General features: G+C 66.6%; 12 protein-coding genes. 6 read left to right on the forward strand and 6 right to left on the reverse strand.

Annotated features, from left to right (window positions below):
* Positions 1–24 precede the first annotated feature (24 nt).
* From RTY46_RS08255 to hemF, 3 genes are all read left to right on the forward strand, one after another.
* Positions 25–588 carry a hypothetical protein gene (locus RTY46_RS08255; protein WP_312707709.1) on the forward strand — a complete coding sequence of 188 codons (564 nt, stop codon included), beginning with the start codon at positions 25–27 and terminating at the stop codon, positions 586–588.
* Positions 589–730: 142 nt separating this feature from the next.
* Positions 731–2,377 carry a hypothetical protein gene (locus RTY46_RS08260; protein WP_312707710.1) on the forward strand — a complete coding sequence of 549 codons (1,647 nt, stop codon included), beginning with the start codon at positions 731–733 and terminating at the stop codon, positions 2,375–2,377.
* 40 nt (positions 2,378–2,417) lie between these two features.
* Positions 2,418–3,314 carry an oxygen-dependent coproporphyrinogen oxidase gene (hemF, locus tag RTY46_RS08265; RefSeq protein WP_312707711.1) on the forward strand — a complete coding sequence of 299 codons (897 nt, stop codon included), beginning with the start codon at positions 2,418–2,420 and terminating at the stop codon, positions 3,312–3,314.
* Between the two features lie 199 nt (positions 3,315–3,513).
* Here the strand turns inward: hemF and RTY46_RS08270 are convergent, their stop codons facing one another.
* Entirely contained in the window at positions 3,514–3,999 is a 486-nt protein-coding gene (locus tag RTY46_RS08270; protein WP_312707713.1) for a YetF domain-containing protein, read from the reverse strand.
* Positions 4,000–4,336: 337 nt separating this feature from the next.
* Positions 4,337–7,111, reverse strand: a complete 2,775-nt coding sequence (gene polA / locus RTY46_RS08275; RefSeq protein WP_312707714.1) for a DNA polymerase I — start codon at positions 7,109–7,111, stop codon at positions 4,337–4,339.
* An 86-nt stretch (positions 7,112–7,197) separates the two neighbouring features.
* Here polA and RTY46_RS08280 point away from each other — a divergent pair, with 86 nt between their 5' ends.
* On the forward strand, positions 7,198–7,482 hold the full coding sequence (locus tag RTY46_RS08280; protein WP_312707716.1) for a DUF2782 domain-containing protein: 285 nt from the start codon (positions 7,198–7,200) through the stop codon (positions 7,480–7,482).
* Between the two features lie 236 nt (positions 7,483–7,718).
* On the opposite strand, the gene RTY46_RS08285 is transcribed toward RTY46_RS08280, so the two are convergent.
* Entirely contained in the window at positions 7,719–8,165 is a 447-nt protein-coding gene (locus tag RTY46_RS08285; protein ID WP_108754591.1) for a universal stress protein, read from the reverse strand.
* Positions 8,166–8,449: 284 nt separating this feature from the next.
* Here RTY46_RS08285 and RTY46_RS08290 point away from each other — a divergent pair, with 284 nt between their 5' ends.
* A complete protein-coding gene (locus tag RTY46_RS08290) occupies positions 8,450–8,596 on the forward strand; it encodes a hypothetical protein (RefSeq protein WP_312707718.1) in 147 nt (48 codons plus the stop codon).
* A gap of 88 nt (positions 8,597–8,684) precedes the next feature.
* Here the strand turns inward: RTY46_RS08290 and RTY46_RS08295 are convergent, their stop codons facing one another.
* Both RTY46_RS08295 and RTY46_RS08300 read right to left on the reverse strand, forming a co-directional pair.
* Positions 8,685–9,239: an SUKH-4 family immunity protein gene (locus RTY46_RS08295; RefSeq protein ID WP_312707720.1), complete on the reverse strand. Its 555-nt coding sequence runs from the start codon at positions 9,237–9,239 to the stop codon at positions 8,685–8,687.
* Between the two features lies 1 nt (position 9,240).
* Positions 9,241–9,795, reverse strand: a complete 555-nt coding sequence (locus tag RTY46_RS08300; RefSeq protein WP_312707722.1) for a hypothetical protein — start codon at positions 9,793–9,795, stop codon at positions 9,241–9,243.
* Between RTY46_RS08300 and RTY46_RS08305 the strand changes: the two genes are divergently transcribed.
* Entirely contained in the window at positions 9,794–10,552 is a 759-nt protein-coding gene (locus RTY46_RS08305; RefSeq protein WP_312707724.1) for a hypothetical protein, read from the forward strand. The genes RTY46_RS08300 and RTY46_RS08305 overlap by 2 nt on opposite strands.
* Before the next feature lie 127 nt (positions 10,553–10,679).
* Here RTY46_RS08305 and uvrD read toward each other — a convergent pair whose 3' ends face one another.
* The gene (gene uvrD / locus RTY46_RS08310; protein ID WP_312707725.1) at positions 10,680–12,872 is read right to left on the reverse strand and encodes a DNA helicase II; all 2,193 of its coding nucleotides are present in this window, start codon (positions 12,870–12,872) and stop codon (positions 10,680–10,682) included.
* Position 12,873: the final 1 nt, after the last annotated feature.

Here is a 12,873-nt window from a genome sequence, read left to right on the forward strand (position 1 = left end):
GCCATCGCAGCGCAAGGACACCGGATGTCTCCCTCCATTCCCGATCTTCCCTCGCCGGCCGCGCCCCCGCGCAACAGCTGGGTCACACCGCTGGCACAGGGCTCGTTCTGGCTGTGCCTGCTGATGGTGCTCTACTTCCTCGGCCAGGCCGCGGTGGCGGCCGTGCTGGCGCCGACCGCGCTGTGGCAGGCGCTGGTGAAGCTGGCTTGGGAAAACCAGCTGGATGGCAGCCTGCTGTGGATGCTCGCGCATCCGGTGGCGACGTCCCTGATCGCTGCGCTGCTGTGCCTGGGCTCCACCCTGGCCAGCTGGGGCCTGTGGCGCGAGCGCCGCTGGGGCCTGTGGGCCTTCGTATGGGCGCTGGGCCTGAGCGCCCTGGCCAACTTCGTCATCACCTGGTGGCTGGATGTAGTGATGGTCCAGTTCATCGGGCTGACCGCCAACGATGCGAACCTGCAGCAGCAGCTGCAGGTGCAGCGCCTGCTGATGACGCTCACGCTGCTGGGAACGTCGGTGCTGTTCGCCGGCCTGCAGGGCTGGCTGGGCTGGCGCCTGCTGCGCCCGGACATCCGTGCGCGGTTCCGCTGAAACGCTGGCTGCGGGCGTTTTTGACGCGAACGACCTGCCCAGCGCAGACACATTGACCGCAGCACAGGTGTTCCAGCGGGTTTGATTGCGTATCGGGTCGGGCTGGCTATCGTGGCCCGCGTCTTTCTGCCCTGGCCCCGAAATGTCTGATTCCGCCCCGCGCCCCCTGCGTGCACGCTGTTTCGCGTTGCTGTTCCTGTTGCTCTGCGCCCAGCAGGCGGCCGCATCTGGTCTGCCACGCTGTGGCGTTTTCGAGGCCGAGGGCGGCGACCAGTTGCGCGTGGACGGCCCCGACCGAGGGGTTTCGAAGCACACGCACATCTCTGATCGGCCCTTCGTTGTCCAGGAGATCGAGGGCGAGCTGAGCCTCGTCAACCTCACCTTCGGAGTTGCATCTGGACTGAACGTCCAGCGTGGCGGCCGCGTCCTGCAGCAGGGCAACACGCGCTACCGCCTGATCCAACCGGCGGCGTGCCTGCCCCCGGTCGAGCACGCCCCGGGCAGCTGCCTGGCGGATGCCCAGCACTGCCTTGACAGGCACTATCGTGAGCTGAGCCTGCCGGCGCTGGAATCGGCCTGTTCCGAAGGGGTTCCGTTTCTGTGCCAGCGCCTGCCCGAGCGCTATCGCGAGGCCGATCAGGCACCCGGCAGCGATACACCGACCGAAGCACAGATCGCGGTGATTCAGGCCACCATGGAGAAGGCCATGGCCGAGATGGATTTCCCCCACCAGTGTCGCGACGATGATCCTGCGGCCGATGCCGAGGCCTGCATGGCCATTCTGGAAGAGCGACCGGAGCTCGTCGAGGCCGTCGCCACTGCCATTCGCACGGCCTCGATGGCGGCCAGCATGGTTGAAGTGTTCTCGCCTGCCGCCAGTCCCACACTTTCGGATGCGCGGCTGCAGCGCCTGCAGGAGCTGTGCACGCAGGTGGGCGAAAGTGGCTTCTGCCAGGATGTCGCCAAGCTGCAGTGGACCGCCGGCAGTCTGCAGGACGGCAGGGCGGCGTTGCAGGTGGCCTGCGACGGCGGCGACGAGACGTCCTGCCGGCAGGCGGCTGCACTGCTGCCGCTGGATGGCGAGCTGGTGCCGCAGGCCGCCAGCGCCGTGCCATGCGGCCACTATGCGGCCTCCGGCGGGCTGCTGGACGAACTGACGTTCGGCGACGGCGGAATGGTGGAGGTCGGTTACGGCTCGCGGGTGCGTGCACGCGTGCAGGACGGCCAGATCCGTATGCGCCACGAGCTGGGGGGAGACTATGTGCTGCAGCCGTTGGCCAACGGTGATCTGCTGGGGCTGGACGATTCGACGCGGTTCGAGCGCTTCCAGCGGCAGCCGGGCGATGCCCGGTGCAGCGCACCGCTGGTGTTCGACGAAATCCCGTTCTCGCAGGATTGCCCGCGCGCGTTGATCGACGGCGAAGCCGAAGCCTGCTGCACGGCCGGCAGGATGCAGGGCTGCAATGTGCTGGGAAGCCGTGCCGGAATGAGGGGACAGTGGATCGAGGCCAGCCAGCACTACCTGAAAGTCTGCCAGGCGGGCATCCGCGAGGGTTGTGAAAATCTGGCCAGCGTCATGGAAAACAGCAGCAGGGTGGACGTGCGCCCCATGCTTCAAAGCCTTTGCGACGCCGATGCGGGTGGCCGCCACGTGGCATGCGACGTGCTGGCGACCCGCAACTGGGGGTTGCTGGAACTGGGCCAGGCGCTGGACCGCGCTGTTCAGGAGCAGGCTGCAGGCGACGAACGCACCAGAGCGGCCCCGCACACCCCCAATCACAAGCAGTGAAGGAGCTTGCCTGCGCGGTCGCTGCGGTAAAGTACGCGGCATGAACGAATTCGAGCGCGTGCGCGCCTACCTGACCGACCTGCAGGACCGCATCTGTGCGGCTATTGAAGCCGCCGATGGCAGCGCGCGCTTCCAGGAGGACCTGTGGCAGCGTGCCGAGGGCGGTGGCGGACGTACCCGCGTGCTGCGCGACGGTGCGGTGTTCGAGCAGGCCGGCATCGGCTTTTCCGATGTGTCCGGCAGCCGCCTGCCGCCGTCGGCGTCGGCCAACCGGCCGGAACTGGCCGGCGCGTCCTGGCGCGCCACCGGTGTGTCGCTGGTGTTCCATCCGCTGAACCCGCACGTGCCCACCACCCACGCCAACGTGCGCTTCTTCCAGGCGCAGCGCGACGGCGAAGTAGTGGCCAGCTGGTTCGGTGGCGGCTTCGACCTGACCCCGTTCTACCCGCAGGACGAGGACGTGCAGCACTGGCATGGGGTGGCCCGCGACCTGTGCGCGCCGTTCGGCGAAGAACGCTACGCCGCCCACAAGCGCTGGTGCGACGAGTACTTCTTCCTGCGCCACCGCAACGAAACGCGCGGCGTGGGCGGGCTGTTCTTCGACGACCTGCACGGCGATTTCGAGCGCGATTTCGACTACCTGCGCGCGGTGGGCGATGGCTTCCTGCAGGCCTACCTGCCGATCGTGCAGCGGCGCAAGGATGCCGCCTACGGTGAACGCGAGCGCGAGTTCCAGCTGTACCGTCGCGGCCGCTATGTGGAATTCAACCTGGTCTACGACCGCGGCACCCTGTTCGGGTTGCAGAGCGGCGGCCGCAGCGAAAGCATCCTGATGAGCCTGCCGCCGCGCGTGCGCTGGGAATACGGGTTCAGCCCCGAAGCCGGCAGCGCCGAGGCGCGCCTGGCCGATTACCTGGTGCCGCGCGACTGGGTGTAGCGCCATGCCGAGATGCCCGTAGCGTCGAGCTTGCTCGACTGCTGTTCGCATTGCGCCAAGAGCAGTCGAGCAAGCTCGACTCTACCGGAGCGGGGCGCAGGGTCGAGCACGCGACATTGCGAAAGCGGGCACCACGGTCGGCACGCGCGACATTGCGAACGCGGTGCGCACGATTGGGCACGCGCGCTATGGCGCGGTATCACGCGGCCGCTTTCTGCCGCGGGATGATGGTGATGTGGCCGTTGTTTTCCAGCAACGCCAGGGCGACTTCATCCACCCCCAGGCAGCCCTGCTGGCGCAATGCGGCTTCCACATCGGCCCGGGTGACCTGTTCACGACGCAGCACGCTGTCGAACAGCCGGCCGTCACGTGCAATCACCACCGGTTCGCCTTCGATCAGCCGCTCCATGCGACGGCTGCGCGTGGTCAGCCAGCCCACGGCGTAGTTCAGCAGGATAAGCGTGGCAGCCAGCAGCAGGCCACCGCCCAATGACGTATCACTGCCCAGCAAGGCGTTCTGTACAGCGTTGCCCAGCAGCACGATCAGCAGCACGTCGAACGGGGTGATCTGCCCCAGCGCGCGCTTGCCGCCCAGCCGCACCATGCCAAGCACCACGGTGTAGACCACCACCGCGCGCAGGATGAATTCCCACCAGGGCATCGCCAGTGCGAACAGATCGTGCATTGCGGTTTCCCCTGCGAACCAATGACCCCAGCCTAGCACCCGGGTCAGATCCGCCGGTTTCCGGCGGCACAAATAAAAAGCCCCGCTGACCAGGGGGAGGTCAACGGGGCCGGGGAACGGGCGCTTGGGGAGGAGCCCCCGTTCCGAGATCTGCTCCAGGGGATGGGAGAGATCCACAACAGGCGTTGCGCCTGTCGAGAGTTATAGAAACACCCCGAACACTAACAGTTCGTGAAGGGCGCCCATTTAACCGTGTGCTCCTCCGGAAACATTCATCTTCGAGTCAGAAAATCCCCTGAAATGAATGAATTCACGTCGCTAAAGGCCGAAATGCGACTCAGTGCGCTTCGTCCCAGTTGCTGCCAATGCCGGTATCGACCACCAGTGGCACCCGCAACTGTGCCGCTTGCGACATGTGTTCGACCACGTGCTTACGCAATTCCTCCGTGAACCCGGCCGCGCTTTCGAAAACCAGTTCATCGTGCACCTGCAGGATCATCCGCGCCGGTGCCCGGCTGTCGCGCAGCCACTGGTCCACGGACACCATCGCCCGCTTGATGATGTCTGCGGCGGTGCCCTGCATGGGGGCGTTGATGGCCGCGCGTTCGGCGCCGGCGCGCAGGCCCTGGTTGCGGGCGTTGATGTCGTTCAGGTACAGGCGGCGGCCGAACAGGGTTTCCACGTAGCCCTGCTCGCGCGCCTGCTGGCGCATGCGCTCCATGAAGTCACGCACGCCCGGGTAGCGGCTGAAGTACAGCGCCACGTAGTCCTGCGCCTGGCCGCGGTCGATGCCCAGGTTGCGGGCCAGGCCGAAGGCGCTCATGCCGTACATCAGGCCAAAGTTGATGGCCTTGGCAGCGCGGCGTTCGTTGGGCGTCACCTCGTCCAAGGTGCGGCCGAACACTTCCGCGGCGGTGGCGCGGTGCACGTCGGCGCCCTGTTCGAACGCGCGCACCAGGCCCGGGTCTTCGGACAGGTGGGCCATGATCCGCAGTTCGATCTGCGAATAGTCGGCTGCCAGCAGCTGGCAGCCCTCCGGGGCGACGAACGCGCGGCGGATGCGGCGGCCATCGTCGGTGCGGATCGGAATGTTCTGCAGGTTCGGGTCGGACGAGGACAGACGGCCGGTGGCGGCGCCGGACTGGTGGTAGCTGGTATGCACACGGCCGGTATCCGGGTTGACCATCTCCGGCAGCTTGTCGGTGTAGGTGCTGCGCAGCTTGGCCAGGCCGCGGTACTCCAGGATCACCCGCGGCAACTCGTGCTGGTCGGCAATGGCCTCCAGCGCCTCCTCGTTCGTGCTGGGCTGGCCCTTCGGAGTCTTCACCACCGCCGGCAGCTTCAGCTCGTCGAACAGCACGGCCTGCAGCTGCTTGGGCGAATCCAGGTTGAAGCTGCGGCCGGCCAGCTCGGTGGCCTTCTGCTGCGCGGCCAGCATGCGCGAGGACAGATCCTGGCTCTGCCGGCGCAGTTCGGCGGTGTCGATGTGCACGCCGTTGGCTTCGATGCTGGTCAGCACCGGCACCAGCGGCATCTCGATGCTGCGGTACACACTGTCCAGGCTCGGCTCGGCCAGCAGCTGCGGGCGCAGCGCATGGTGCAGGCGCAGGGTGATGTCGGCGTCCTCGGCCGCGTAGCGGCTGGCTTCGTCGATACCGACCTGCGAGAACGGAATCTGCTTGGCGCCCTTGCCAGCCACGTCCTCGAACTTGATGGTGTTGTAGCCCAGGTAGCGCAGGGCCAGCGAATCCATGTCGTGGCGGGTGGCCGTGGAATTGAGCACGAAGCTCTCAAGCATGGTGTCGTCGTGGTAGCCCTGCACCTCCACGCCATGGCGGCGCAGCACGTGCAGATCGTACTTGCCGTGCTGGCCCAGCTTCTTCTTCGCCGGGTCCTGCAGCAGCGGGCGCAGCGCGTCCAGCACCTGCTGCAGCGGCAGCTGTGCCGGGGCACCGGGGTAGTCGTGGCCGACTGGAATGTAGGCCGCCTTGCCCGGCTCCACCGCCAGGCTGATACCGACCAGGCGCGCACGCATCGCGTCCAGCGCATCGGTTTCGGTATCGAAACTGATCAGCTCGGCCTGCTGCAGGCGCTGCACCCAGGCCTGCAACTGTTCGTCGGTCACCACGGTTTCGTACTCGCCGGGCGCCGCCAAGGCCGGGTCCAGCTCGCCGGCGGCGGGCGCTTCGGCGCTGCCCCGGGCGAAACCGGCGGCGGTGCCGCGCAGGCTGGGGGTGGCTTCGCTGGCGGCGGCCGGGGCAGGCAGCGGCGCGCCCAGTTCCTTCAGCGCCTGGGTGAAGCCGTAGCGCGCATACAGTTCGGTCAGCACCGGCACGTCCTGCTCGCGCAGCGCCAGCGTGGACGGGCTCGCCTCCAGCTCCACATCGGTACGGATGGTCACCAGATCGCGGTTCAGCGGCAGGCGATCCAGCGCTGCGCGCAGATTCTCGCCAATCTTGCCCTTCATGGTCGGGGCGGCGGCCATCACGCCGTCCAGCGTCTGGTATTCGGCCAGCCACTTGGCCGCGGTCTTCGGCCCGCACTTCTCCACACCCGGTACGTTGTCCACGGTGTCGCCCATCAGTGCCAGCAGGTCGATGATCTGGTCGGCGCGCACGCCGAACTTGTCCATCACCGCCGCATCTGAATCCATGCGGCTGCCGGTCATGGTGTTCACCAGCTCGATGCCCGGGCGCACCAGCTGGGCGAAATCCTTGTCACCGGTGGAGATGGTCACCTTCAGGTCCTGCGCCACCCCCTGCAGGGCCAGCGTGCCGATCACATCGTCGGCCTCCACGCCGGGAATGCGCAGGATGCTGATGCCCAGCGCTTCGACGATGCGGCACATCGGTTCCACCTGGCTGCGCAGGTCGTCGGGCATGGGCGGGCGATTGGCCTTGTACTGGTCGTACAGGTCATCGCGGAAGGTCTTGCCCGGCGCATCCACCACGAAGGCGACGTACGCGGGGCGCTCCTTCAGCGTGGACCGCAGCATGTTGACCACGCCGAACAGCGCGCCGGTGGGTTCACCCTGTGCATTGGACAGGGGCGGCAGCGCGTGGAACGCGCGATACAGGTAACTGGACCCGTCGATCAGGACTAATCTGCTCATGCGGCGATTCTACGCGCCCGTGCCTGCACGGCGGCGACACGGTGATGGGGCATAATCAAGACCCGATCCAGGCAAAGGCCCTGCCGATGAAGACCCTGATGCTGGCGTCCGTGCTCCTGCTTGCTGGCTGCGCCAGCATGGGCGGTGCCGGCGCTCCCCCGGTGGACGTGAAGGGTGCCGAAGTGTCCAGCCGCACCATGGACAACGGCGATACCATCGAGGAGTACCGCGTGTCCGGCCAGCTGCGCATGGTCAAGGTCACCCCGTCGCGGGGCGCACCGTTCTACATGTATGACAAGAACGGCGACGGCCGCATGGACAACGACAAGGATGGCGTGTCGCCGGTGTACTGGAAGCTGTACAGCTGGTGATGCAGCGCGGGCTCGGATCCCTTTCCGCAGGAAAGGGCTCTGACCCCTTCAAGGCCAGTGGCAATGCGCATCCACGCATGGCGTGGATCTACAACCTGCCGCCCGGCAGGTACACGCGCATCCCGCCCCAGTAGATCCACGCCATGCGTGGATGCGGCCCGCCCGGACCCACAAAAGATGACGCCGGTACGCATCGTGCGCACCGGCGTCGGTCCCCTCCCCGGGAACGCGTGAATTCAGCGGATGACCAGCACCGGCAGCGAGCTGCGCGCCAGCACTTCGGCGGTCTGGCTGCCCAGCAGCACCCGGGTCACCCCGCGGCGGCCGTGCGAGGTCATCACGATCAGGTCGCTGTTGCGATCAGCGGCGGTTTCGATGATGCCGTCGGCCGCATAGCGGTCCAGCACATGCACCGGGTTGGCCTTGATGCCCTGCTCGGCAGCCTTGGCCAGCGCCGGCTGCAGCACCTTCTGTGCCCCTTCTTCGCGGTCGGCCTTGTACTCGGGGCTGTTCATGTAGCCCACGCTCCAGCCCATGGCGTCGTACATGCCGACCGCCCACGGCTCGGACACCGTCACGATATCGACCTCGGCGTTGAGGTCCTTGGCCAGCTCCAGGCCCTTGGCCAGGCCCTTGTCGGCCAGCTCGGAACCGTCGGTGGCGATCAGGATGCGCGTGTACATGGTAGGGCTCCGTGGCGATCTGCCGAATGGGAACACCACCATTACACAGCCGATGTGCACGCCGTGCCTTGAGCAGGATCAATGCGGCGCAGGCCCGGCCCGGCGCTGGCCAATGCCTGCCCTGCGAGGTGGCACGGATGGACCGCTGGACGCGTTGGTGACGAACTCCGGCCTGGACTGGGAATACGCGCACAGCCCCACCCTGCCGTAACATCGAGCTTGCTCGACGGTGTGAGCCAGTACATGCTGGCCAGAAGGCATCCACCATTTTCGGGGAGATCGACATGCAGGACCGCTCACCCAGACCCGCAGACATCCAGCGTACGCTGCTGTGGGCCGTCATCGCCATTTTTGCTGTGCTTTACGGCGGCTATCAGGTCGGCAAGGATCTGGCCCTGCGCGATAACGCGCGAGAGGCCTCAGGACGGTAGCCCGCGGCGCACGCTGTCGTAGCACCTGGCTCATTCAACGGGCACCACGGACGTCGAGCAAGCTCGACGCTACGGCCTACGCAGACACTCAGTGTTCGTCGCGCCAGAAGCTGCCTTCCGCTGCTGCCTGCGGATCAATATCCGCAACCACAGGCAGGAACCCGGCCGGGTCCTCCACGAAGTACGGAAACTCGCACAGGCAGGCGGCGAAATGCAGCAGGTCGCGGTTGACGAATACGCGTGCGTCACCGTTGTCGTGGTCCCACATCACCACTTCACCGCTGGCCGCATCGATGGCCAGCAGGTTGCCGCCGCCGTCGTGGCCGATGGCCAGGCCAGGGGCCGGCAGGCTGGCGGAAAGCGCGCCTGCCCGCTCGCCATCGAAGAACGACAGGTAGGGCGCCGCTTGGCGCGGCAGGCCCTGCTCGCTCAGCAGCTGCCGCGCGCGCGCATCCAGCCATGTCGGCAGCGCTTCCAGCCGGTGGCACTGGAAGGCGTACAGGTCCGCCAGGTCCGGCTCTTCCTCGATCAGCTCGGCGGGCATGGCCGGCAGCAGGGCCATCAACATTTCCCGGAAATGGGTGACCACCCGCGACGTGTGATCGCCGCCGGCAGCTGCATCATCCATGAGGGTCGTGCTCACCTCAGGCGATCTGCACGACGCGCGCGTTCTGGCACAGCGGGTAGCTGGCAACGAACTCGGCAATGGCCGTCTGCATCGCGGCAAACGACTGGCCGTACATGTACAGCGCGGTTTCGGTCGGGCCCTGCCACCAGCTGCAAATCTCGCCCAGGCCATCGATGCGCTCGGACAGCTGCTCGAACACATGGTTCGAATCGCACTGCTCGTACACTTCGTCCGGCAGGTTCAGACCATCCAGGTAGATGCCCAGCCCCTCGGTGACGCCAAAGCTGCGATCGGCCTCGCCTGCGCCCTGCACCTTGGACCCCTTCGGTGCGCCCAGCTGTTCCAGCAGGTCAACCAGTTTGGGCACGCCGGCCGCGTCGTTCAGCGCGATTTCGATATCGCCGTACTCCACTTCCCCCTCGTCGGAGATCGCGGTGCCGCCGCCGGTGATCTCACCGATGCCGGTCCCCTGCAGCAGCGCATCCAGCGGGTCCTCGAACAGCTCGTGGCGGTGCTCGGGCTGCAACCGGGCGTTCAAGGTCACGGTAACGTGCAGCGTGGGTTCGGTCATGGCGGCGTTCCTGGAAGATGTCACCGCCCATTGTAGAGTCGAGCTTGCTCGACTGCTTCTTCAGCCCACCGGGCCCGTCGGCCACGCGATAATGCGCGGTACAGAAACATCATTCCAACAGGGGGAATACATGAAGTCGATCATTGCGGCCACGCTGCTGCTGTTGCTCACGGGCTGCGGCATCCGCACCGAAGTCGTGCGGGTGAACGTGCCTGACATCCGGGTCAATCCCGAGCAGGGTCCGATGGTCGTCGTCGCGCCGGTACGCGATGGGCGCACGACATACTTCCCGCAGGTGGCAGCTGCGGAGCGCCCGCAGAGCATCGGTGGCGTGATCCGCGGCAACAATGGCGTGCTGGTGTCCCTTGAGTCGTCCACCGCCCCGGACAAGGCGCGCGAGATCATGATCCAGGCCCTGCGCAACATGGGCTACCGCACGACAGACCAGTGCACGGGTACCTGCACGGAGCTGGAAGCAACCTTGACCGATTTCTCGGTGAAGATGCCAATGAACTTCTGGCGTGCCGCGTCTTCGACCCAGCAGATGCTGGCCGACATAGCGGTCGATGTGACCGCCCGCAAGGACGGTCAGGCCCGAACCTTCACTGCCACCGGCCACGGCGCGAACATTTTCCAGATCGTCTCGCGCGAGAACTGGGAGATCGCGTTGGAGCGCGCCGTGAAGAACTTCACCAGCAGCCTGCAGCAGTCGATGTCCGAGCAGGATGCCGCGACGGGCTCGAAAGCGCAGGACTGAGGCCCCCGATCCGTAGAGTCGAGCTTGCTCGACTGAACGCGTAAAGCAGTCGAGCAAGCTCGACTCTACAGGAGCTCGCAGAGCGGGTCAGATCCCTCCGGCGGGAGGGATCTGACCCCGACGGTGATCAGATCACCGTCAGGTTGGCGTAGGCCATCACCAGCCACTTGCTGCCAGCATCGGCGAATTCGACCTGCACGCGGGCGTGCGCACCGCTGCCTTCGTAGTCGGTCACCATGCCTTCGCCGAACTTGGGATGGGTGACCAGGGCACCCAGCTTCAGCGGCGGCGCCTCGATCGAGGCGTGGCCCATCACTCGGCTGCTGCCCAGCGAGGCCGGCCGCGAGACCTGCACCTTCGGGCGCACTTCGTGCAGCAGTTCGCGCGGGATCTCGCGCAGGAAGCGCGAGGGCAGGCTGTAGTTGTCCTGGCCGTGGATGCGCCGCGATTCGGCGTAGCACAGCACCAGCTTCTGCCGTGCACGGGTAATGCCCACGTAAGCCAGGCGACGCTCTTCTTCCAGACGCCCGCTTTCTTCCAGCGAGCGTGCGCTGGGGAACAGGCCGTCTTCCATGCCGGCCAGGAACACCAGCGGGAACTCCAGGCCCTTGGCCGAGTGCAGGGTCATCAGCTGCACCCCCTCCTCGCCCGCCTGCGCCTGGCCTTCACCGGCCTCCAGCGCGGCGTAGGCCAGGAAAGCGACCAGCTCATCCATGTCCTCGCCCACTTCCTCGATGTCATCGGCACGGCGCACGAAGCGCGAGGCCACCGACACCAGTTCGTCCAGGTTGTCGGTGCGCGATTCCGAATCCAGCGAATTGCGGCTTTCCTTGCTCCAGTGTTCGCGCAGCTGCGAGCGCGACAGGATGTGGTCCACGCGCTCGGCCAGGGTCATGTGCAGGGTCTGTGCCTGCAGCTCGTTGACCAGCACCAGGAAGCCAGCCAACGCATTGCGTGCGCGTGCGGCCAGCGCGGTGCCCTGGGTGACCAGCATGGTGGCTTCCCACAGCGAGAGGCCCTGCGCACGCGCTTCGCGGCGTACTTCGTCCAGCGTGCGTTCGCCGATGCCACGGGTCGGCGTGTTCACCGCGCGCTCGAAGGCGGCATCGTCGTTGCGGTTGGACAGCAGGCGCAGGTAAGCCAGCGCGTCCTTGATTTCGGCACGCTCGAAGAAGCGCATGCCGCCGTACACGCGGTACGGCACCTGCTCGCTCAGCAGCGCTTCTTCCAGCGCGCGCGACTGCGCGTTGCTGCGGTAAAGCACGGCCACTTCGGTGTAGCTGCCTCCGTCGCGCACCCACTGGCGGGCGCGTTCGACGATATAGCGCGCCTCGTCCATCTCGTTGTAGGCCGCATACAGGTCGATCGGCTCGCCATCGCCGCTGTCGGTCCACAGTTCCTTGCCGATGCGGTCCGGGTTGTGCGCGATCACCGCGTTGGCGGCGCCCAGGATGTTGGCGGTGGAACGGTAGTTCTGTTCCAGGCGGATGGTCTGCGCGCCGGGGAAATCGCGCAGGAAGCCCTGCACGTTCTCGACCTTGGCGCCACGCCAGCCATAGATGGCCTGGTCATCGTCGCCCACCACGAACACGTGGCCTTCGTGCCCGGCCAGCACGCGCACGAAGGCGTACTGGATGGCATTGGTATCCTGGAATTCGTCCACCAGGATTTCGCGGAAGCGGGCGCGGTAGTGCGCCAGCAGTGCCGGGTTGTCGCGCAGCAGTTCATGCGCGCGCAGCAGCAGCTCGGCGAAGTCGACCAGGCCGGCGCGGTCGCAGCGCGCCTGGTATTCGATGTACGCCTGGCGCATGGTTTCCAGCCACGCGTCGTGCGGCTCGGGCTGGATGTGCTGCGGGCGGCGGCCCTCATCCTTCTGTTCGTTGATCCACCACGCGATCTGCTTGGGCGGATGCTTGCTGTCGTCGATCTCCAGCGCCTGGACCACGCGCTTGACCAGCCGCAGCTGGTCGTCCGAATCCATGACCTGGAAGCCTTCGGGCAGCTTGGCATCCTGCCAGTGCAGGCGCAGCAGGCGGTTGGCCAGGCCGTGGAAGGTGCCGATCCACATGCCGCGGCTGCCGTTGGGCAGCTGCGCGTCGATGCGGTGGCGCATTTCACCGGCCGCCTTGTTGGTGAAGGTGACCGCGAAAATGCCGTGGGTGGGCACACCGAAGACTTCATGCAGCCAAGCGATGCGGTGGGTAAGCACGCGGGTCTTGCCCGAACCGGCGCCGGCCAGCACCAGGTGGTGGCCGGGGGGAGCAGAGACGGCGTCGCGCTGGGCCGGGTTCAGGCCATCAAGCAGGTGGGAGACATCCATG

Source organism: Stenotrophomonas sp. (assembly GCF_032056425.1).
Taxonomy (GTDB): domain Bacteria; phylum Pseudomonadota; class Gammaproteobacteria; order Xanthomonadales; family Xanthomonadaceae; genus Stenotrophomonas.

What these genes read in the sequence shown, in the direction of transcription:
- RTY46_RS08255 (WP_312707709.1), top strand. Translation starts at nt 25, where the DNA reads ATGTCTCCCTCCATTCCCGATCTTCCCTCGCCGGCCGCGCCCCCGCGC.
- RTY46_RS08260 (WP_312707710.1), top strand. Translation starts at nt 731, where the DNA reads ATGTCTGATTCCGCCCCGCGCCCCCTGCGTGCACGCTGTTTCGCGTTG.
- hemF (WP_312707711.1), top strand. Translation starts at nt 2,418, where the DNA reads ATGAACGAATTCGAGCGCGTGCGCGCCTACCTGACCGACCTGCAGGAC.
- RTY46_RS08270 (WP_312707713.1), bottom strand. Translation starts at nt 3,999, where the DNA reads ATGCACGATCTGTTCGCACTGGCGATGCCCTGGTGGGAATTCATCCTG.
- polA (WP_312707714.1), bottom strand. Translation starts at nt 7,111, where the DNA reads ATGAGCAGATTAGTCCTGATCGACGGGTCCAGTTACCTGTATCGCGCG.
- RTY46_RS08280 (WP_312707716.1), top strand. Translation starts at nt 7,198, where the DNA reads ATGAAGACCCTGATGCTGGCGTCCGTGCTCCTGCTTGCTGGCTGCGCC.
- RTY46_RS08285 (WP_108754591.1), bottom strand. Translation starts at nt 8,165, where the DNA reads ATGTACACGCGCATCCTGATCGCCACCGACGGTTCCGAGCTGGCCGAC.
- RTY46_RS08290 (WP_312707718.1), top strand. Translation starts at nt 8,450, where the DNA reads ATGCAGGACCGCTCACCCAGACCCGCAGACATCCAGCGTACGCTGCTG.
- RTY46_RS08305 (WP_312707724.1), top strand. Translation starts at nt 9,794, where the DNA reads ATGGCGGCGTTCCTGGAAGATGTCACCGCCCATTGTAGAGTCGAGCTT.
- RTY46_RS08300 (WP_312707722.1), bottom strand. Translation starts at nt 9,795, where the DNA reads ATGACCGAACCCACGCTGCACGTTACCGTGACCTTGAACGCCCGGTTG.
- uvrD (WP_312707725.1), bottom strand. Translation starts at nt 12,872, where the DNA reads ATGGATGTCTCCCACCTGCTTGATGGCCTGAACCCGGCCCAGCGCGAC.